This is a genomic window from Faecalibacterium prausnitzii, from assembly GCF_003324185.1.
In the GTDB taxonomy this organism is placed as follows: Bacteria; Bacillota; Clostridia; order Oscillospirales; family Ruminococcaceae; genus Faecalibacterium; species Faecalibacterium prausnitzii.
Genome location: NZ_PXUP01000012.1, coordinates 29,659 through 50,057 on the forward strand (window position 1 = coordinate 29,659; position 20,399 = coordinate 50,057).

The 20,399-nt window shown below is 61.7% G+C and carries 18 protein-coding genes; 12 read left to right on the forward strand and 6 right to left on the reverse strand.

Annotated features, from left to right (window positions below; genetic code table 11):
• Positions 1-19 precede the first annotated feature (19 nt).
• The 12 genes from C7J97_RS09325 to C7J97_RS09380 all read left to right on the forward strand — a co-directional run bounded on the left by C7J97_RS09325 (position 20) and on the right by C7J97_RS09380 (position 12,151).
• Positions 20-664 carry a ferredoxin-like protein gene (locus C7J97_RS09325; RefSeq protein ID WP_055186098.1) on the forward strand — a complete coding sequence of 215 codons (645 nt, stop codon included), beginning with the start codon at positions 20-22 and terminating at the stop codon, positions 662-664.
• A gap of 12 nt (positions 665-676) precedes the next feature.
• Positions 677-2,833, forward strand: a complete 2,157-nt coding sequence (locus tag C7J97_RS09330) for an aldehyde ferredoxin oxidoreductase N-terminal domain-containing protein (protein WP_113992857.1) — start codon at positions 677-679, stop codon at positions 2,831-2,833.
• 26 nt (positions 2,834-2,859) lie between these two features.
• On the forward strand, positions 2,860-3,777 hold the full coding sequence (locus C7J97_RS09335) for a hypothetical protein (RefSeq protein WP_113992858.1): 918 nt from the start codon (positions 2,860-2,862) through the stop codon (positions 3,775-3,777).
• A gap of 425 nt (positions 3,778-4,202) precedes the next feature.
• Positions 4,203-5,456, forward strand: coding sequence for a molybdopterin molybdotransferase MoeA (locus tag C7J97_RS09340; protein WP_242983486.1), 1,254 nt, complete (start codon positions 4,203-4,205; stop codon positions 5,454-5,456).
• Positions 5,446-5,964, forward strand: coding sequence for a molybdopterin-guanine dinucleotide biosynthesis protein B (gene mobB, locus C7J97_RS09345; RefSeq protein WP_113992859.1), 519 nt, complete (start codon positions 5,446-5,448; stop codon positions 5,962-5,964). Before C7J97_RS09340 ends, mobB begins: the two co-directional genes overlap by 11 nt.
• 13 nt (positions 5,965-5,977) lie before the next feature.
• Complete coding sequence (locus C7J97_RS09350; RefSeq protein ID WP_097782439.1) at positions 5,978-6,997, forward strand: molybdopterin-binding protein; 1,020 nt, start codon at positions 5,978-5,980, stop codon at positions 6,995-6,997.
• Positions 6,998-7,057: 60 nt separating this feature from the next.
• On the forward strand, positions 7,058-7,555 hold the full coding sequence (moaC, locus tag C7J97_RS09355) for a cyclic pyranopterin monophosphate synthase MoaC (protein WP_112121872.1): 498 nt from the start codon (positions 7,058-7,060) through the stop codon (positions 7,553-7,555).
• Positions 7,548-8,525 carry a GTP 3',8-cyclase MoaA gene (gene moaA, locus C7J97_RS09360; protein ID WP_015536829.1) on the forward strand — a complete coding sequence of 326 codons (978 nt, stop codon included), beginning with the start codon at positions 7,548-7,550 and terminating at the stop codon, positions 8,523-8,525. The genes moaC and moaA overlap by 8 nt, the downstream gene beginning before the upstream one ends.
• A 6-nt stretch (positions 8,526-8,531) precedes the next feature.
• Positions 8,532-9,464, forward strand: a complete 933-nt coding sequence (locus C7J97_RS09365) for an MOSC domain-containing protein (RefSeq protein ID WP_015536828.1) — start codon at positions 8,532-8,534, stop codon at positions 9,462-9,464.
• 74 nt (positions 9,465-9,538) lie between these two features.
• A complete protein-coding gene (modA, locus tag C7J97_RS09370) occupies positions 9,539-10,423 on the forward strand; it encodes a molybdate ABC transporter substrate-binding protein (RefSeq protein ID WP_015536827.1) in 885 nt (294 codons plus the stop codon).
• Positions 10,424-10,433: 10 nt separating this feature from the next.
• Positions 10,434-11,105, forward strand: a complete 672-nt coding sequence (gene modB / locus C7J97_RS09375; RefSeq protein WP_113992860.1) for a molybdate ABC transporter permease subunit — start codon at positions 10,434-10,436, stop codon at positions 11,103-11,105.
• Positions 11,102-12,151: a sulfate/molybdate ABC transporter ATP-binding protein gene (locus tag C7J97_RS09380; RefSeq protein WP_113992861.1), complete on the forward strand. Its 1,050-nt coding sequence runs from the start codon at positions 11,102-11,104 to the stop codon at positions 12,149-12,151. Before modB ends, C7J97_RS09380 begins: the two co-directional genes overlap by 4 nt.
• 143 nt (positions 12,152-12,294) lie before the next feature.
• Here C7J97_RS09380 and C7J97_RS09385 read toward each other — a convergent pair whose 3' ends face one another.
• From C7J97_RS09385 to secA, 6 genes are all read right to left on the reverse strand, one after another.
• Positions 12,295-12,642: a DUF1667 domain-containing protein gene (locus C7J97_RS09385; protein ID WP_113992862.1), complete on the reverse strand. Its 348-nt coding sequence runs from the start codon at positions 12,640-12,642 to the stop codon at positions 12,295-12,297.
• 5 nt (positions 12,643-12,647) lie between these two features.
• Positions 12,648-13,901, reverse strand: a complete 1,254-nt coding sequence (locus C7J97_RS09390; RefSeq protein ID WP_113992863.1) for an NAD(P)/FAD-dependent oxidoreductase — start codon at positions 13,899-13,901, stop codon at positions 12,648-12,650.
• Positions 13,894-15,339, reverse strand: coding sequence for an NAD(P)/FAD-dependent oxidoreductase (locus tag C7J97_RS09395; RefSeq protein WP_113992864.1), 1,446 nt, complete (start codon positions 15,337-15,339; stop codon positions 13,894-13,896). The genes C7J97_RS09390 and C7J97_RS09395 overlap by 8 nt, the downstream gene beginning before the upstream one ends.
• A gap of 241 nt (positions 15,340-15,580) precedes the next feature.
• Entirely contained in the window at positions 15,581-16,147 is a 567-nt protein-coding gene (locus C7J97_RS09400; RefSeq protein ID WP_113992865.1) for a glycerol-3-phosphate responsive antiterminator, read from the reverse strand.
• A 35-nt stretch (positions 16,148-16,182) separates the two neighbouring features.
• Positions 16,183-17,400, reverse strand: coding sequence for a M20 metallopeptidase family protein (locus C7J97_RS09405; protein WP_113992866.1), 1,218 nt, complete (start codon positions 17,398-17,400; stop codon positions 16,183-16,185).
• A gap of 72 nt (positions 17,401-17,472) precedes the next feature.
• A complete protein-coding gene (gene secA, locus C7J97_RS09410; protein WP_113992867.1) occupies positions 17,473-20,313 on the reverse strand; it encodes a preprotein translocase subunit SecA in 2,841 nt (946 codons plus the stop codon).
• Between the last annotated feature and the right edge of the window lie 86 nt (positions 20,314-20,399).

Here is a 20,399-nt window from a genome sequence, read left to right on the forward strand (position 1 = left end):
CAACGGAGGAATGGAACCTATGGCAAAAACTGATTTCCTGACGGCTGACATGACCCGCCGTCAATTCATGAAGATCTCGGGCAAGAGCCTTGCAGGGCTCACCCTGTCCGCTTCCATGCTGTCCCTGTTCGGCTGCTCTCAGCAGCAGGTGGATTCCGGCGCAGTGGCCACTTGGGCACTGCCGCAGGGCCTGCTGGTGGTCAACGCAGACCTGTGCACCGGCTGCCAGCGCTGCGAGATCAACTGCACCCTGACCAACGATGGCGTGTGCTCCTCTTATATCAGCCGCGTCAAGATCCAGCGCCGTCTGAATCTGGACGGCGCAGGCAACGGCCTGCTGTCCGGCACCGATAACTGCTTTGTCTACTTCCCGGACACCTGCCGCCAGTGCGAGGACCCCGCCTGCGGCAATGCCTGCCCGCAGAAGGCCATCACCACCGACGACCGCGGCATCCGCGTAGTGGATACCGACAAGTGCATCGGCTGCGGTGCCTGCCATGATGCCTGCCCGTGGCACATGCCCACCGTCAACCCCGAGACCGGCAAGTCCTCCAAGTGCATCGCCTGCGGTGCCTGCGTGGCAGGCTGCCCGTCCGGCGCTCTGTCCATCGTGGATTGGGATGCCGTTACCAGCGCAGCACAGGCTGCATACTTGGATCTGTAAGGAGGAACTACAATGGCTGAAAGTTATGGCTGGGCAGGCAAGATCCTGCGCGTCAACCTGACCACCGGCGAGATCACCACGCAGGATGACGAAAAGTACCATAAGTATATCGGCGGTATGGGCATGGCCTACCGCATTATGTATGAGGAAGCTCCCATGGAGCTGGACCCCTATGACGAGAAGGCTCTGGTCATCTTCGGTGTCGGCCCCCTGACCGGCGCAGGCGTGCCCTGCTCCGGCCGTATGAACGTGACCTTCCGCTCTACCTGGTCCAAGGGTCACTCTATCATTGACGCACACATGGGCGGCCACATCGGCTCCATGCTGAAGTATGCCGGTTACGATGGCATCGTGGTCAGCGGCATCTCCGAAAAGCCCGTCTACCTGCGCATCGAGGACGGCAATGTCTCTCTGGAGGACGCAAGCGAGATTTGGGGCAAGGGCACCTTTGCTGCCAATAAGTGGATGGTAGAGCAGAACGGCCGCGAGTTCGAGACCGCTTCCATCGGCCCTGCCGGTGAGAATCTGGTGGACTACTCCACCCTGAACACCAGCTTCGGCAACTCCGGCGGCGCCGGTCTGGGCGCTGCCATGGGCAACAAGAAGCTGAAGGGTCTGGCCATCCGCGGCACCGGCAGCGTCAAGGTGGCTGACCCCAAGAAGGTGCTGGAGCTCTCCAACTACATGATGGGCAACCTGATCGGCGGCAACAACAACCACAACGTGCCCGCACAGCCCCAGAGCTGGGCAGAGTACAGCGCCACCTCCGGCAAGAACCGCTGGTCCGGCGCCCCCGGCCGTATGTGGAAAAAGGCTCCCGGCGGCCCCGTGGATACCGGCGAGCAGCCCTACAACGATATTAACAAGGTGGCTCTGCGCTGCTTCAAGGGCTACTTCGACTTCGGCGCTCCCGCTGCCGAGTACACCGTGAAGAACGGCGGCTGCTCCTCCTGCCCCATCCGCTGCTACACCGAGTATGATGTGGATCCGCTGGCAGATTACGATCTGCCTACCCACAACTCCAACACCTGTATGCCTGTGCTGTACGGCACCCGCGTCTACCCGGATGGCGTGCACGACTTCAAGTACGAGGGCGATGGCACCATGGTCATCAATCTGGCATGGTCTCATGCAGTGGACGATATGGGTCTGTGGGACAACTACGGCAACCTGAACCGCGACCTGCTGTGGATCCTGCGGATGCCCCGCGAGGAGGCCACCAAGTACATCAGCGAGGCCGAGTACGACTCTCTGCCCTGGGAGTGGGAGAAGGCCGGCGATCCCCGCTGGGAGGTCGAGCTGATCCGCCGCATGGCTTACGGCGAGGGCGACCTGTCCGTCATTGCCAAGGGCACGCTGGCCATGATGGAAAAGTTCGGCCTGCCCAAGAGCTGGCTGGACCGCGACGATGGCGCGACCAACTCCAACCTGATCTACAACGGCTTCCCCAACCACCACGGCCCTGCTGAGGCATGGCAGGTAGGTATGCTGTACAACCTCGTCTATAACCGCGACTGCATGATCCACGAGATCGTCTGCGAGACCGGTTCCGGCGCTCCCTATGAAGTGACCAAGAAGGTCATGGAGGACTTCTTCGGCGAGGGCTGCTACGATAAGGCCAAGGCCTACACTCCCATCAACGAGAACAAGGCAAAGCTGGCTGCCTACTGCGTCAACGATAAGAACTTCCACGACTCCGCTACCCTGTGCAACTGGATGTGGCCCATGACCCAGTCTCCCTCCAAGGAGCGCGACTACCACGGCGATCTGGACCTGCAGGCAGACTTTATGACTGCTGTTACCGGCGAGACCTATACCCAGGCCGGTCTGCAGGAGGACGGCGCCCGCATCACCCAGATGCTGCGCGCGATGACCGCCATCAGCTTCCAGCAGAACTGCGGCAGCGCAAACCTGCGTCAGGAGCACGATGCCATCTGCGATTGGGTGTTCGATAAGGACCCCGACTTCAAGGCATTCGAGGAAGGCACCACCAAGCTGGATCGCGCCGACATGGAGAAGGCAAAGGATCTGTTCTACGACGTCTTTGGCTGGGACCGCACCACCGGTGTGCCCACCCGCGAGACGCTGGAGAAGTATGATCTGGCTGACATGGCCGATGATCTGGAAAAGCGCGGCATCTACGCCCAGAACACCGCAGCAGCTGAATAAATCCCATAGAAAGAGGAAAGATCGTCATGTTGTTTGGCAGACGTAAACCCGGCTACACCACCACGGTGGATGGCAGCGTAGACCCGGAACAGGCCGTTCTGGAACTGCAAAAGGCAGAGCTGGCCGCCAAGAAAAAGCCCAAGGCAGAGGTGTTCGACATCGATGCCGCAAGCGAGACTGCCCGCCGCCTGAAGGAGACCGGCAGCACCTTTGACGGCAGCGCCGCCAAGACTGGCGAGGACGTAATCGCCGCAGTGGAGCGGGAGACCGCCGAGCTTGCCGCAAAGCAGGCCGCCGAGGCCGCACCCGAAGCCGCCGAAGCTGCGCAGCCTGATGCTGCAAAGCCGGAGCTGCTGGATTTTCTGGCCGGTGAACCGGAGGCAGAAAACGATCCCTTTGCGGATCGGCCCACCAAGACCGCCCCGGAGCTGCCGGAGCTGACCCCTGCACAGGAGCTGGCCGGTTACATCCGTGCCCGCTCTGCGGCTGCGCTGATTACCCCCCACGCTTTGCTGCTGGAGGAAGTGGAAAACGCCGACGAGCTGCTGGCGCAGATGCCCGCAGACCCCCAGTGCACCGATATCGTCACCCGCGCGGGTGCAAAGGACACCTACTACTATTCCAACGCCAACATGAGCGATAACTACGCCATGATCGCGCAGCTCATCGAGGACAAGGATCTGTGTGTGATGTTCGCCGAGATGGTGCGGTTCAACGCCCGCATCTACCCCAGCGCCACCCCGCTCAAGTACTTCCAGCGCTCCCCCTACGGCCTTGCACCGGAGGTCATCGAGCAGACTTGGAAGGCCATGCAGGAGAACCCGGAGTATGCCGATATCGAGGAGCTGACCAACAACCAGAACGAGCGGTTCCTCTTTTCCACCAAGCACCTCACCCGCCGCTACGCCAAGGCTATCAGCGACGTGGACGATTTCTGCGATTAAACCAACCTACAATTGAATCAGGGTATAAGAGCTTCTTTGAGCAAAGGCGTCTAAACTCTCACAAAGAGCAGGACACCGCGCCGCAATGCTGCACCCGCAAGGGCGGGCATTCAAGGGTGGCGGGGGAAACCCCACCGCCTTCCCGCAGAAGAAACGCTGCAATTTGAAAAAAAGAACTCCTCCCATCTTCACAGGTGCTTTTGGGCTGTGTGCTGCCGCTGCAAGGGCGGCGCATAGCCAAAGGCTGCCACCGGCGTAGCAGACTGCAAGCTGTCGCAGCCGGTTTTGTGGGGATATTCTGCGGAGGCGTTTTGATTTTCCGGTCAAGACGTCTCCGCTTCTTTTTCACCTGCCTTTTTTGAAAAAAGAATACCCCCGCCGGTGTCCCTGTCTGAGCCATAGCAGAAGGGGAGAGCGGCGGGTCTATGGAGGAAGTTACAATGAACCAGCCTTTCTGCTCCCCCGTTCAGGCGCTGCGCAGCGTGCTGGACGCGGCAGCGCTTCTGCCTTCTCCGTCCCCGGAGACCATCCCGCTGGAAGCCGCCTGCGGGCGTATTGCTGCCGCCGACCTCTGCGCCCGGATGGACCAGCCCCCCTTTGACCGCAGCCCGCTGGACGGCTACGCCCTGCACAGCGCGGATACTGCCGGTGCAAGCCGGGAGACCCCGGTCACCCTGCCGGTGGTGATGAAGCTTTACGCGGGCGATGCCCCGGCTGCGGCGCTGCCCGCAGGCTGTGCCGCCCGCATCATGACCGGAGCCCCCCTGCCGGAGGGTGCAGACTGCGTCCTGATGCAGGAGCTGACCGACAGCGGCGAAGAGAGCGTACAGCTCTATGCTGCCGTAAAACCGCTGCAAAACGTAGTGTTCCGGGGGGAAGATGTAGCCGCCGGTGCGGTCATTGCGCCCGCCGGGACGGTGCTCACCCCCGCCCATCTGGGCGTGCTGGCCGGGCAGGGCTACGCCGAAGTAGCCGTCTGCCGCCCGCTGACTGTGGGGATCCTTTCCACCGGCAGCGAACTGCTGGAACCCGGCGCACCGTGGACACCCGGTAAAATTTACGATGCCAACGGCATCCAGAACGCAGCCCGGCTGCGTCAGCTGGGCTTTGCCGTGGAACGGCAGCAGTGCTCCGACGACCCGGAGGTCATCACCGGTAAAATGCAGGAGCTGCTGACCCGCTGCGATGCCGTCATCACCAGCGGCGGCGTCTCCGTAGGGCAGAAGGATTATCTGCCCCTTGTGCTGGAAAAGCTGGGCGCACAGCTGGTGGTGGAGGGCGTAGCCCAGAAGCCCGGCAGCCCCATGCTGGCGGCAACGCTGGGCGGCAAGCTGGTGTTCTGCCTGTCCGGCAACCCCTTTGCCGCCGCTGCCACGCTGGAGCAGTACGCCATCCCTGCGCTGCTGCGCGCCGCCGGGCGGCGGGAGGAGAGCTGCATCCCCGCCCGCGCCGTCTGCACCCTGACCAATGGCTTTTCCAAACCCAGCAAGGGCAACCGCTACCTGCGGGCGACTGCCTGCGGCGGCAAGGTGACCCTGCCCGGCGCGGGCAACACCGAGGCGCACTCCTCCGGTGCGCTGTCCGCCATGATGGGCTGCAACTGTCTGGTGGAGATCCCCGCCGGCAGCGGGCCGGTAGAACCCGGTACAGAAGTGGAGGTGCTTTGCTTTGTACAGTGAACAAAAACAGGCACTGGCCGAGACACAGGCGCTCAAGCGCCCGGCGGTGCTGGCGGTCAGCGGGGTGCACAACAGCGGTAAGACCACTCTGCTGGAAAAGCTGCTGCCCGTGCTGCGCAGCCGCGGGCTAAAGGTAGGCGTCATCAAGCACGACGGCCACGATTTTACCCCGGACGTGCCCGGCACCGACAGCTACCGTCTGCGGGAAGCCGGTGCCGGGGGCGTGGCGGTCTACTCCGGCATGCGCTACCTGCTGACCGAGGAATTCCGCCTGACTGAGCAGGACCTGCTTGCCCTGTTCGAGCGTCACGGCTACGACCTTGTGCTGCTGGAGGGGTTCAAATCCAGCGGCTGGCCGAAGATCGAGGTGGTGCGCAGCGCCATCTCGGATGCGCCCGTCTCCTTCCAGCCGCTGGCGGTGGTGGGGGATATCCCCGGCGCAGATTTTGACCTGAACGATATTCCGGCACTGGCAGACTGGATCGAAGCCCAGATGCCCGCGCTGTAAGGAGAATGCCATCATGAAACTGATCCGTACTGTTGACGCTGCAGGGCAGGTGCTCTGCCATGATATCACCCAGATCATCCCGGGCGAGTACAAGGATGCCCGCTTCCGCAAGGGGCACGTCATCCAGCCCGAGGACATCCCTGTGTTGCTTTCCATCGGCAAGGAAAACCTCTACGTCTGGGAAAAGCACCCCGGCATCCTCCACGAGGACGAAGCAGCCGCCCTGCTGTACAAGGCCGCTGCGGGCAAAAATATCCACGGCACTGCGCCGAAAGAGGGCAAGATCGAGCTGATCGCGGACTGCGACGGCCTGTTGAAGATCAACCGCAAGGCGCTGATGGCTGTGAACAGCACCCCGCAGATGATGATCGCCACCATCCACGGCGACCTGCCGGTGAAAAAAGGCCAGAAGCTGGCCGGTACCCGCATCATCCCGCTGGTCATCGAGCAGGAGAAGATGGACGCCATGCAGGCCGCTGCCGGGGCAGAGCCTATCCTGAACGTGTTGCCCATGCAGGCCAAGAAGGTGGGCATCATCACCACCGGCAGCGAGGTGTTCAAGGGACGCATCGAAGATAAATTTACCCCCATCCTGCAAAGCAAGCTGGCGGTTTACGGCTGCGAGATGGTTTTCCACAAGGTCTGCGATGATGACCCCGCCGGGATCACCGCTGCCATTCTGGAGGCCAAGGCCGCAGGGTGCGAGCTGATCTTTACCACCGGCGGCATGAGCGTGGACCCCGATGACCGCACCCCGCTGGCCATCAAGAACACCGGGGCGGACATCATTACCTACGGCGCGCCGGTGCTGCCGGGAGCCATGTTCCTTGTCAGCTATCTGGACGGTGTGCCGGTGTGCGGCCTGCCCGGCTGCGTGATGTACGCCAAGCGTACCATTTTTGACCTGCTGCTGCCCCGTCTGCTGGCGGATGACCTCATCACCGCCGAGGATATCGCCCGCTTGGGCGAGGGCGGCCTGTGCCTGAACTGCGAGGTGTGCCACTGGCCGAACTGCGGCTTTGGACACTGCTAAGAAAGTCATTCCACCAAAGTTTCGAAATACGTTGAAAACTGCGGGAGTTAAAATAGATTTATGAACGAAAATAATCTGACACATTTTGATGCCGCCGGCAACGCCGTGATGGTGGATGTGAGCGCAAAGCCCGTCACCGCCCGGGAAGCTACTGCACACGGCATTATTACCATGAACGCCGAGGCCTTTGCCGCCGTGCAGAGCGGCACCGTGAAAAAGGGCGATGTGCTGGGCGTGGCACGCATTGCAGGCATCATGGCCACCAAGCGCACCAGCGAGCTGATCCCCCTGTGCCATCCGCTGCCCCTGACCAAGGCTGGCATCGAGTTCCGTCTGCTGCCCGAGCGGCAGGCGGTAGAAGCCCTGTGCACCGTAAAAACCAGTGGTGTGACCGGCGTGGAGATGGAGGCGCTGACCGGTGTTTCCACCGCGCTGCTGACCATCTATGATATGTGCAAGGCCGTGGACAAGGGCATGGAGCTGGGCGAGATCCATCTGGTGGAAAAGACCGGCGGCAAGAGCGGCCACTATATCCGGGCGGAGGGCGGCTATGTTTGATCGTTACCAGCGCGAGATCCATTATCTGCGCCTGTCGGTGACCGACCTGTGCAACCTGCGCTGCCGCTACTGTATGCCGGACGGCGTGGAAAAGCTGGAGCGGGAAGCTGTGCTGACCTACGAAGAATTTCTGCGTCTGGCCGCGCTGTTTGCCCAGTGCGGCATCGACACCGTGCGGGTGACCGGCGGCGAGCCGCTGGTGCGCAAGAACGTGGCGCAGTTGGTGGCAGGACTTAAAGCGACCCCGGGCATCCGGCGGGTCACCCTGACCACTAACGCCGTGCTGCTGGCAGAGCAGCTGCCCGCATTGCTGGACGCCGGGCTGGACAGCGTGAACATCAGTCTGGACACCCTGCGCCCGGAGGTGTTCCGGCAGATCACCGCCCGGGACGATTTTGCCGCCGTGCAGACGGGCTTGCAGGCGGCGCTGGAAAGCGGCCTGCCGGTCAAGCTGAACTGTGTGCCGCAGGCTGGCGTCAATGAGGGCGAACTGGAACAGCTTGCCGCGCTGGCAAAGGACAACGCCCTGCAGGTGCGCTTCATTGAGATGATGCCCATCGGCTACGGCGCTGCCATGCCCTGCATCTCCGGCCCGGAACTGCGGGCGCGGTTTGCCAGGCGCTGGCCGGAGCTTGCGCCCCTTTCCACTGCGCAGGAGCACGCCTTGGGCGACGGCCCGGCGGTGTACTACACCGTGCCGGGCTGGCAGGGCAGCATCGGCTTTATTGCAGCGGTGCACGGCAAATTCTGCGCTTCCTGCAACCGGGTACGGCTGACCAGTCAGGGCTTTTTGCGCCCCTGCCTTGCCAGCGAGACCGGGTGCGACCTGCGCACCCTGCTGCGCAGCGGCGCAGACGATGCGCAGCTGCTGGCCGCTATCCGGGAGACCATCTGGGCAAAACCCCGGGAACACCATTTTAACGACAGTTCCATGCCCGCTACCCGCGGGATGTATCGCATTGGAGGATAAATAACTATGGGTAAGCTTCTGGCAATCTGCACCAGCCCCAAGCGGGGCACCGTAAAAACTGAGGTGCCCAGCGCCGTCCTGACCCCGGAATGGGGCATCGTGGGGGACGCCCACGGCGGCAACTGGCACCGTCAGGTCAGTATGCTCAGCGCCGAAAAGATCGAGGCCTTCCGCAAGAAGATCTGGGTGGACTACGGTGCCTTCGGTGAAAATCTGGTCATCGAGGGCTTCGATTTCCGCAATCTGCCGGTGACCAGCCGGTTTGCCATCGGGGATTTGGTGCTGGAAATGACCCAGATCGGCAAAGAATGCCACAACGACTGCGTCATCAAGCAGCAGACCGGCGAGTGCATCATGCCTCACGAGGGCGTGTTTGCTCGGGTACTGACCGGCGGCGAGATCCATGTAGGGGACGAGGTGACCCTGCTGCCCGCACTGGAAAACCCGCCCCTGCGTGCCGCCGTCATCACCCTTTCCGATAAAGGCAGCCGTGGTGAGCGGGAGGATAAAAGCGGCCCGCTGATTGTGGAAATGCTCACCGCCGCAGGCTATGTGGTGGAGGAGACCATGATCCTGCCGGACGAAGCCAAGGCGCTGAAAGCGCAGCTCATCCGCATGGCAGACGGCCGTCAGGTGAACCTTGTGCTTACCACCGGCGGCACCGGCTTCTCCCCCCGTGACATCACCCCGGAAGCCACCTGCGCTGTGGCCGACCGCAACGCCCCCGGCATTGCCGAAGCTATGCGCTACCACAGCCTGAGCATCACCCCGCGCGGGATGCTGAGCCGCGGCGTCAGCGTGCTGCGCGGCAAGACTTTGATCGTCAACCTGCCGGGCAGCCCTAAGGCAGTGCAGGAGAACCTCGAGTACATCCTGCCCAGCTTGGAGCACGGAGTACGCATCGCCGCGGGTCTGGACGGCGAGTGCGCCCGTAAGTAAGGTTTCTTGCCCTGTTTTCCTTGACTGGGCGTATAAATATACTATTTTTTTACTTAAAGTAAGGAGAAACAGAGATGAACGACCATCGCATTTCCCGCCGGAGTTTTCTGGCCGCTGCCGGTATGGCCGGTGCAGCCGCTGCCCTCACCGCCTGCGGCGGTGCTGCTTCCAGCGCAGCATCGTCCGTGGCTTCCTCTGCCGCCGCTTCCTCGGAAGCAGCCCAGAGCGTGGAGCTGATTGTGTTTGCCGCCGCCTCTCTCACCGAGACGTTGAACGCTATCGGTGAGAGCTACACGGCAGAGCACCCGGAGGTGACCTTCCGGTTCAACTTCGACTCTTCCGGCACCCTCAAGACCCAGATCCAAGAGGGCGCGGATTGCGATCTGTTCATCTCTGCCGGTCAGAAGCAGATGAACCAGCTGGACATCACCGCTTCTGCCGATGTGAACAAGGACGGCCTTGACTTTGTGGATGCCGACAGCCGTGTGAACCTGCTGGAAAACAAGGTAGTGCTCTGCGTGCCAGAGGGCAGCGACAAGGGCATTGACAGCTTTGACGCACTGGCCGAGCACCTGAAGGCACAGGATATCCTGTTCTGCATGGGCAACAGCGATGTGCCCGTGGGACAGTATACCCAGAAGATCCTTACCTACTACCAGTTGGACGAGGCTGCGCTGGCTGCTGCGGGCGTGATCACCTACGGCTCCAACGTCAAGGAGGTGACCACACAGGTCACCGAAGGCAGTGTGGATGCAGGTGTCGTTTACTGCACCGATGCGTACAGCGCCGGTCTGACCCCCGTGGACGAGGCCACCAAGGAAATGTGCGGTCAGGTCATCTACCCCGCCGCCGTACTGAAGGCCGCCCCCAACGCCGAGACTGCCAAGGAGTTTTTGGCTTACTTACAGACCGACAAGGCCATGACCGTGTTCGAGGGCGTGGGCTTCAGCGCCGTATAAAGGAGCAGACATGGACTGGTATCCGTTGTGGAACAGCCTGCGCATTGCTTTGATCAGCTGCGCGGCGGTGTTCTTTCTTGGCATTTTTGCAGCCTACTATATCGCCCGTCTGCCTCGGGTGGTCAAGGGTGTGCTGGATGTGCTGCTCACCCTGCCCATGGTGCTGCCGCCCACGGTGGTGGGCTACTTTCTGCTGCTGCTCTTCGGCGCAAAGCGGCCGCTGGGCATCTTTTTCATGCAGCATTTCGGGGTAAAGCTGGTCATGAACTGGTACAGCGCCATCTTTGCCTCCATCGTGGTGGCATTTCCACTGATGTACCGCACCGCGCGCGGCGCGTTTGAAAGCTTTGACGAAACGCTGGCGTGGTCGGCGCAGACGCTGGGACAGTCCGATACATGGATCTTCTGGCGGGTGCGGATGCCCGCCTGCCGTCAGGGCATTCTGGCGGGCACGGTGCTGGCTTTTGCCCGGGCACTGGGCGAATACGGCGCTACCAGCATGATCGCGGGCTACACCCCCGGCAAGACCGCCACCATTGCCACCACAGTCTACCAGCTGTGGCGCACCAACGATGAACTGGGTGCCATGCGGTGGGTGCTGGTGGATATTGCCATCTCGGCGGTGGTGCTGCTGGCTGTGAACCTGCTGGAGAAAAAACAGAAAGCGGGTGCCCGGAAATGAGCCTTGAAGTCAACATTGAAAAAAAGCTGGACGGCTTCACCCTCCGCGCCGCCTTTACCGCCGGCAACACCTCCACCGCCCTGCTGGGCGCTTCCGGCTGCGGCAAAAGCATGACATTGCGGTGCATTGCAGGCATTTTAAAGCCGGATCGCGGACGCATCGTGCTGGACGGGCGGGTGCTGTTTGACAGTGCGCAGCACATCGACCTGCCGCCGCAGCAGCGGGGCGTGGGGCTGCTGTTCCAGAACTACGCCCTGTTCCCCAATATGACCGTAGAACAGAATATCCTCTGCGGTCTGAAGGCAGAAAAAGACCCCGCCGCCCGCCGCGCTGCCTGCGCCGAAATGCTGCGTGCCATGCGGCTGGAGACGCTTGCCAAGCGCTATCCCGCCCAGCTTTCCGGCGGGCAGCAGCAGCGCGCCGCGCTGGCACGCATTCTGGTGGGCAAGCCCCGCATCCTGATGCTGGACGAGCCCTTCAGTGCGCTGGACAGTTACCTGCGGGAAGAGGTAGAGGGCGAGGTAGGCAGCCTGCTGGCAAACTTTGCGGGCACCGCTCTGCTGGTGACCCACAACCGGGACGAGGCCTACCGCCTTTGCAAAGAAATGATCGTGCTGAACGAGGGGCAGGTGCTGCGCGCCGGTAGAACAAAAGAGGTTTTTGCCGACCCGCAGAGCATCGCCGCCGCGCGGCTGACCGGCTGCAAAAACATTCTGCCCTGCACCCCGCTGGACAGCCGCACCGTCCGGATGGACGGCTGGGGCACCACCTTGCGGCTGACGCTGCCCGTCCCGGCGGGCTGCACCGCCGTGGGCATCCGCGCCCACGACTTTACGCCCTGCGCTACGGATGCGCCCAACGCCATCCCGGTAAAGGCGGTCTCCACCAGTGAAAACCCCTTTGACTGGAACCTCATCTGCACCTCGCCGGAGGGTACGGCGCAGCTGTGGTGGAAGGTGGGCAAAACCAGCCTTTCTGCCGCCGCCCCGGAGCCGCCCCAGTATCTGTGTGCCGCCCCGGAGAGCATCATGCCGCTGAAAGGTTGAGAAAACGAATGGCCTGCACTGCGTTCCGGCCATATTCAGCGGAAAGAATCATTTGAAAATAGGGGATTTCCCCACACGCAAAGCAGCCGCTGCACGGTAAGATGCAGCGGCTGCTTTGCTTATTTGTGTAAAAAGGGGAGTGCTTATGCCATATCGCGGCAGGTCACAATGTCAGCCCCGGTGCCGCAGACGTCGGTCAGCACCACATCGCCCACATGGATGGGAGCGTGCAGCACCACGCTGTCCAGCGCTGCGACTACCTCGGCCATCTGTCCCTTGGGCACAGGCTTGGAAGTCTTGACCGGGCAGCGGGAGTGCAGGCAGCCCTTGGCGCGCACGGTGCTGGTGATGATGCGGGTGGGGTGGGTCAGCTCTTCCTTGCCGTAGGCAATGCCGTTGGGGCAGCCGTTACCGGTCACTTTATAGTCGTTGGCTTCATCCACCTGCAGATGGCAGCCCTGCGGGCAGCAGGTGCAAATTACTTCTTTCATCTCGCTCATGCCTCCTCGATCTCAATGGTCACTTCGTCCATGGGGGCTCTGTCCAGCAGCACTTTGGGCAGGGCAATGTGCTCCATCTCGCCGGGGGCAAGGCGGTCACGCTTGAAGCGTGCGATCACCGTATCACCGCTCTTGACAAGGATGGTGCTCTTGCCGCAGATGCGGCGGACGCGGAAGGACACGTTGGTGCTCTTTTCCACGCCTTCCAGACGGATGCGCTGCGGCAGGGTGTAGCCGAGGTCTGCGCCGGGCTTCACGGTCAGCACACGCCCCACAGCCACAGGGCCGTTCTGGATATAGTTGGCAGCGGCTGCGCCGGCCAGCTCGCTCTCGCCGGAAACAAAGTCCACCAGATCATGCACCTGCACCACGTTGCCGCAGGCAAACACGCCGGGGATGCTGGTCTCCATGTTTTCGTACACGATGGCGCCCTTGGTGCGGGGGTCCATCTCGATGCCGGCCTGTTTGGTCAACTCGTTTTCGGGGATCAGACCCACGCTCAGCAGAATGGTGTCCACATCGAACTCCATCTCGGTGCCGGGGATGGGCTTGCGGTCGGGGCCAATCTCAGCCACGATGGCCTTTTCCACGCGGTCCTTGCCCTGAATATCCACGATGGTGTGGGAGAGATACAGGGGAATATCAAAGTCGTTCAGACACTGCACGATGTTGCGGGTCAGGCCGCCGGAGTAGGGCATTACCTCTACGCAGGCCAGCACCTTTGCGCCCTCAAGGGTCATGCGGCGGGCCATGATCAGGCCGATGTCGCCGCTGCCGAGGATCAGCACCCGCTTGCCCACCAGATAGCCTTCCATGTTCACATAGCGCTGTGCGGCACCGGCGGTGTACACACCGGCAGGGCGGGTGCCCGGGGTACCAATGGCACCGCGGGTGCGCTCGCGGCAGCCCATGCCCAGTATGATGCTCTTGGCTTCGATGATCTGGTAGCCGTGCTCCTTGGAGACGCAGTGCACCTTTTTGTCCGGGGTCACTTCCAGCACCATGGTGTCCAGCTGCACCTTTACGCCGGTGTCCTTGAGCATCTCAATAAAGCGCCCGGCATACTCCGGGCCGGTGAGTTGCTCGCCAAAGCGGTGCAAACCAAAGCCGTTATGGATGCACTGGTTCAGAATGCCGCCCAGTTCCTTGTCGCGCTCCAGAATAAGGATGTCGCGCAGACCGCTTTCCCATGCCTTGCAGGCAGCAGCAAGGCCCGCAGGGCCGCCGCCAATAATGACCAGATCAACCATTGTTCTTTCCTCCTACCTTCGTTTCGCTGAGCAGAACGTTCGAGCCGTCCTTGTCCTGCAGGATGTCCAAGGGGTCTATGCCCAGCTCGCGGCTGATCAGCTCCAGCACGCGGGGGCCGCAGAAACCGCCCTGGCACCGACCCATGCCTGCACCGGCGCGGCGCTTGACGCCGTCGATGGTGTTGGCAGGCACCTCGCTGTGGAGAGCTGCCAAGATCTCGCCCTCGGTGATGGTCTCGCAGCGGCAGATCACGCGGCCGTAGGCGGGCTGCTCCTTGACCAGTGCTGCCTTTTCCTCTGCGGAAAGCTCCTTGAAGCGGATGTGGCGGCGGCCGTCCTTGTAGTCGGCCTTTTCTGTGCCCAGAACACCGCGCTGCTGCAGGATGGCAACGGCTTCCTCCGCAACCGCCGGGGCAGCGGACAGGCCGGGGCTCTTCATGCCGGCCAAATCGATCCAGCCGGGTGCTTCCGGCTCTTCGCCAATGATAAAATCGTCCACGTCCAGATTGGCGCGCACGCCTGCAAAGCTGCGGATGGACTCGCCGAAGTTGATACTGGGCACACTGCGCTGGGCAGTGGCCTTGACAAATTCCAGACCGCTGCTGGTGCAGGAGGTGTCGTTGCCCTTCACAGGCTCTGCGTTGGGGCCGACGAGCAGGTTGCCGTGCACGGTGGGTGCCACCAGAACGCCCTTGCCCAGCTCGTTGGGGCACTGGAAGATGACGTGGCTCACACGGGTGCCCTCGCTCTTGTCCAGCAGATAGTACTCGCCCCGGGTGGGAATGATGTGGAAGTTGGCGGGCTCCACCATGGAGTGTACTTTGTCTGCCCAGATACCGGCAGCGTTGATGACGCAGCGGGTCTCCACCGTGCCGCCGGGCACGGTCAGGCGGTAGCCGCCCTCGATGGCTTCGGCATTGGTCACTTTGCAGCTGCGGCGCAGCTCCACGCCGTTGCGTACCGCCACCTCGGTCATGGCCAGTGCATACTCCCACGGGTTCACGATGGCGGCGCTGGGTGCCCACAGTGCACCGCAGACCTTTTCAGAAAGGTTCGGCTCCATGGCAAGGGTCTCTTCCTTGGAAAGGATCTTCATGTCGGGCACGCCGTTTGCGGTGCCGTTCTCGAACAGATGCTGCAAATGGGGCAGTTCCTTCTCGTCCAGTGCCAGCACCAGCGAGCCGCACTGCTTATAGGAGACATCCAGCTTTGCGCAGATCTCCTTTGCCAGCGCCACGCCGCGCACGTTCAGCCGTGCCATGCGGGTGCCGGGGGCGGGGTCGTAGCCTGCGTGGAGAATGGCGCTGTTGGCCTTGGTGGTGCAGTCTGCCACATCGTTCTCGGCCTCAAGAATGACCACCTTGTTGTCGTAGCGCGACAGTGCGTAGGCGGTAGCGGCACCGATGACGCCACAGCCGATGATTGCTACATCATACATTGTTCTTTTCCTCCTGTCCGTTCTGCCTTGGCCCGTCGGGAGCTGGGCAGCTGTTGATGGCACAAAAAAAGAGCGAACCAAAACAAAGGCAACTGCCCTTGTCCGTTTCGCTCATATCTCCTGAAACAAACAGCACTTGTTTACTCTTATGATACCCTGTCCCTGCACAAAAAGCAAGGTGTTTTGCACTTTTTGTGAAACCCTTACAAAAAACACCGGTTGCTTTTGCGCAGAATGCGGGTCACATATCCCATACCGCCTGATTGGTGGTGGAAATGGCAGTGATTCCGGCTTCCAGCGCGGCCATCACGTCCTCTTTATCAGCAATAAGGCCGCCGGCGAGCACCGGCACTTTGGCGGTAGCGCACACCCGGCGCAGGATCTTGGGCATGGTGCCGGGCAGCAGGTCCAGACAGTCCGGCAGATTTGGCGGAATCTTATCCAAGCTTTCCAGTGCGATGGAATCCAGCAGGAATACCCGCAGAATGGCGGCCAGCCCAAGCTCCTTGGCACGGCGGATGAAGGACTGCCGGGTGGAGATGATGCCGTCGGCCTCGGTGGTGCTGCGGATAAAGTCCACCGCCACCTCCTTACCAGCAAGCCCTGCGATAAGGTCTACATGCACTGCGGCAAAGCGCCCGGCTTCGTGGATGCGGCGCACAATGGAGGCAATATTGCAGATATCTCCGTATAATACGAATACCACCCGGATGTTCTCGTTGGTCAGCGCATTGCAAAGCCCGGCATCGTCCTTGACGGCCGCAATGACCGGTGTTTCCTGAATGGCATCCATCAGCTCCTGCTTCATAGCTTTCCTCCTGCCCGGCGTTCTGTGGGGCAATTTTACTGGTGCTCTGCCAGCCAGCGCAGCGCCATATAGGTGTAGGCTGCCGTGCCGCGGTACAGGATGCTGTCATCAAAGCGCACCTTGGGGTGGTGCTGGCCGTAGGTGTAGCCCTCCTTGGCGTTGCCAGCAGCTAAGAACATGCTCACGGTGGGCACCTCGTGGCTGACAAAGGCGAAGTCCTCGCTGCCGCCGCCGGGCTTGCCGCCGGTGAGCGGGGTCATATCCATAGCGCCCTTGCCCAGCAACTCGGTCATATAGGTCAGGGCGTTACCCGCCAGCGGGGTGTCCACCACCATGCAGGGGCAGTAATCGCTGAACTCCACCTCGGCGGTGCAGCGGTAGGCGGTGGCCACGCCCTGCGCAATTTCGGTCATGCGCTGATGGATAAGGGCACTGACCTTCTGCTCCGGGTCCACGGTGCGGATGGTGCCCCACATATCGGCAGTATCCGGGATGACGTTGGAAGCCTTGCCTGCCTCGAACCGGCCGGTGGTGAACACGCCAAAGCCTGCGGGGTCCAGCTCGCGGCTGTTGATCTCCTGCAGGGCAATGTGGATGTGCGCCGCTGCGGTGATGGGGTCGATGCAGGCGTTGGGCATGGAGCCGTGGCCGCCCTTGCCGTGCACAACGATGTGATACTGCTCACAGCTGGCCATGGTGATGCCGCCGCCCGGCACCAGCACCATACCGGCGGGCAGGGGCATCCCGGCCAGCACATGGAACATGACCGCTGCGTCTACCTTGGGGTTCTCCAGCAGGCCACTGTTTATCATATCCAGCGAGCCCTGAAAGATCTCCTCTGCGGGCTGGAACTCCAGCTTTACCGTGCCTTCGATCTCGTCTTCATGCTCCTTGAGCAGCTTGGCTGCGCCCAGCACCATGGCAGTGTGCATATCGTGGCCGCAGCCGTGCATCTTGCCGGGCAGCTCAGAGGAAAACTCCTCGCCGGATTCCTCCTGCAGGGGCAAAGCGTCCATGTCGCCCCGCAGCAGGATCACCTTGCCGGGGCGTTTGCCCCCTGCAAGCGCCACCACGCCGCACTTGCCGCAGTCCTGCGGGGTGTAGCCCATCTCGGTCAGCGCTTTTTTGACCAGTGCCTTGGTCTGGGGCAGGTCAAAGCCCACCTCCGGGTGACGGTGCAGTGTGCGCCGCCATTCCTGCAGCTGCGGTTCCAGCGCCTTGGCGGTTTCCAACAGTTTTTCCGGTGCGATCATTGTAAAATCAACTCCCTCTGAATTTATGCGGAAAGCCCTCTCGGCCACGGCAGGGAGGGCTTTGCCTTACGGTTATTCTTCCCCGCCGTTATTGCCAGTCGGGTGGTACTGGGCACAGGTGCACTTTTTGAACTTCAGGCCGCTGCCGCAGGGGCAGGGGTCGTTGCGGCCAATTTTGACCACACGCACCGGCTGACCCTTGGGGCTGCCCTTGACGCCGGGTGCACCGTTGCCGGGCACAAACCCCTCGCCGGTGGGCTTTGCCACCTGCTCACGCTTGGGGGCGGAACCGGCGGCGCGCAGCTCGATGGTAAGCAGCATCTTGACGCTGGACTCCCGGATGGAATCCACCATCTGGTCGAACATATCAAAGCCCTCGATGCGGTATTCCACCACCGGGTCCTTCTGGCCGTAGCCGCGCAGCGCGATGCCCTGCCGCAGCTGGTCCATGTTGTCGATGTGGTCCATCCACTGGCGGTCTACGCACTTGAGCAGGCAGATGCGCTCCAGTTCGCGCATGACGGGTGCACCGTAGCGCACCTCCTTGGCCTGCAGGATCTGCATCCCGCGGTCGTACAGCATATCTGCAATACCCTGCTGGGAAAGGTTATCAAAGTCGGCTACGGTATAGTGGAAGTCGGCATCGGTGGTCAGCCAGCCCTGATAGTGGCGGCGCAGGGCACCGAAATCCCACTCGTCCTTCACATCGCCGGAAAGGAACTGGGCACAGCTGGAATCGATGTTCTCCCGCAGCATCTTGTGCATCTCGGTGCTGATGTCCTCGCCGTCCAGCACCTTGCGGCGCTGCCCGTAGATGATCTCGCGCTGCTGGTTCATCACGTCGTCGTACTTCAGCACATTTTTACGGATCTCAAAGTTGCGGCCTTCCAGCTTCTTCTGGGCGCTTTCCAGCGTATTGGTGATCATGCGGTTCTCGATGGGAGTATCCTCGTCGATCTTCAGGGTGTTCATCAGGCTGGACACCCGGTCGCCGCCAAACAGGCGCATCAGGTCGTCCTCAAGGCTCAGGTAGAAGCGGGAAGCGCCCGGGTCGCCCTGACGGCCGGCACGACCGCGCAGCTGGTTGTCGATACGGCGGCTCTCGTGGCGCTCGGTGCCAATGATGAACAGGCCGCCTGCGGCGCGCACCTCGTCGGCCTCTGCGTCAATGGCGGGCTTGTACTGGGCGTACAGCTGGTCAAAGCGCTGACGTGCGGCCAGAATGTTGGCATCGGTGGTCTCACCGTGGCCGTTGGCTTCGGTCAGCAGCAGCTCCACAGCTGCCGGGTCGGCGTCCTGCGGGGTGTCGGGGTTGAGCAGGTTCTCGCAGAAGTGCTCCTTGCGCATCTGAGCCTTTGCCATGAACTCGGCGTTGCCGCCCAGCATGATATCGGTACCACGGCCTGCCATGTTGGTGGCGATGGTGATGGCACCCTTTTTACCGGCCTGCGCTACGATCTCGGCTTCGCGCTCGTGGTTCTTGGCGTTCAGCACGTTGAAATCCCGGGTATGGCGCTGTAACATTTTGGCGAGGATCTCGCTCTTTTCCACGCTGACAGTACCCACCAGCACAGGCTGACCGTTCTTGTGGCACTCCATTACCTGCTCGATGACGGCGCGGTACTTGCCCTCCACGGTCTTGTAGATGGCGTCCGGGTAGTCCTTGCGCTGCACCGGGCGGTTGGTGGGCACGCTGACGATGTTCAGGCCGTAGATCTCGGTGAACTCGGTGGCTTCGGTGCGGGCGGTACCGGTCATACCGGACAGCTTTTTGTACATACGGAAGTAGTTCTGGAAGGTGATGGTGGCCAGCGTCTTGCTCTCGGCGGCGATCTTCACGCCCTCCTTGGCCTCGATGGCCTGATGCAGACCCTCGTTGTACCGGCGGCCGATCATCAGACGGCCGGTGAACTCGTCCACGATGATGACCTGACCGTCCTTGACCACATAGTCGATATCCCGCTGCATCACGCCGTAGGCCTTGATGGCCTGATCGATGTGGTGGGCAAGGGTCATGTTCTCGGCGGCGGCAAGGTTCTCCACCTTAAAATAGGCTTCGGCCTTTTTGATGCCGGCGGCGGTCAGGGTACAGGTCTTGTGCTTTTCGTCCACAACGTAATCGCCATCGGCCTGCTCATCGGTGGAGACCTTATCTTCCAGCTCCACCACCACGCTCTTGTGCAGGGTGCGCACAAAGCGGTCCACCTGGGTATACAGGCTGGAGGAGTCCTCGCCGCGGCCGGAGATGATCAGGGGGGTGCGGGCTTCATCGATCAGGATGGAGTCCACCTCGTCCACGATGGCGTAGGCGTGGCCGCGCTGCACCATGTTGGCCTTGTAGGTCACCATGTTGTCGCGCAGGTAGTCAAAGCCGAACTCATTGTTGGTGCCGTAGGTGATATCGGCATTGTAGGCGGCCCGGCGGGCGTCGCCGTCCATGCCCTGCACGATCAGACCGACAGTCAACCCCAGCCAGCGGTAGAGCTTGCCCATCCACTCGCTGTCGCGCTTGGCCAGATAGTCGTTGACGGTAACAATGTGCACCCCTTCGCCGGTCAGGGCGTTCAGGTAGGCGGGCAGGGTAGCCACAAGGGTCTTGCCCTCACCGGTCTGCATCTCGGCAATATCGCCGCGGTGCAGGGCAATACCGCCGGTCACCTGCACCGGGAAGTGCTTCATGCCCAGCACACGCCATGCGGCCTCGCGGCAGACGGCAAAGGCATCCGGCAGGACATCATCCAGCGTTTTGCCCTCGGCCAGCTGCTGCTTGAACATGGCAGTCTGCGCCTGTAAGTCGGCATCGGACATGGCCTGATACTTGGGCTCCAGCGCCAGCACCTGTTTGGTGATGGGGTTCACCTTTTTCAGCTCTCGGTCAGAGAAGCTGCCAAAAAGTTTTTCAACAAGGGACATAGGTCACACCTCATAAATCTTAAAAATCGGGCTGTGATGCGCCCGGAATCGCGCATAACAATACAAGTATATGATACACCAAAGCA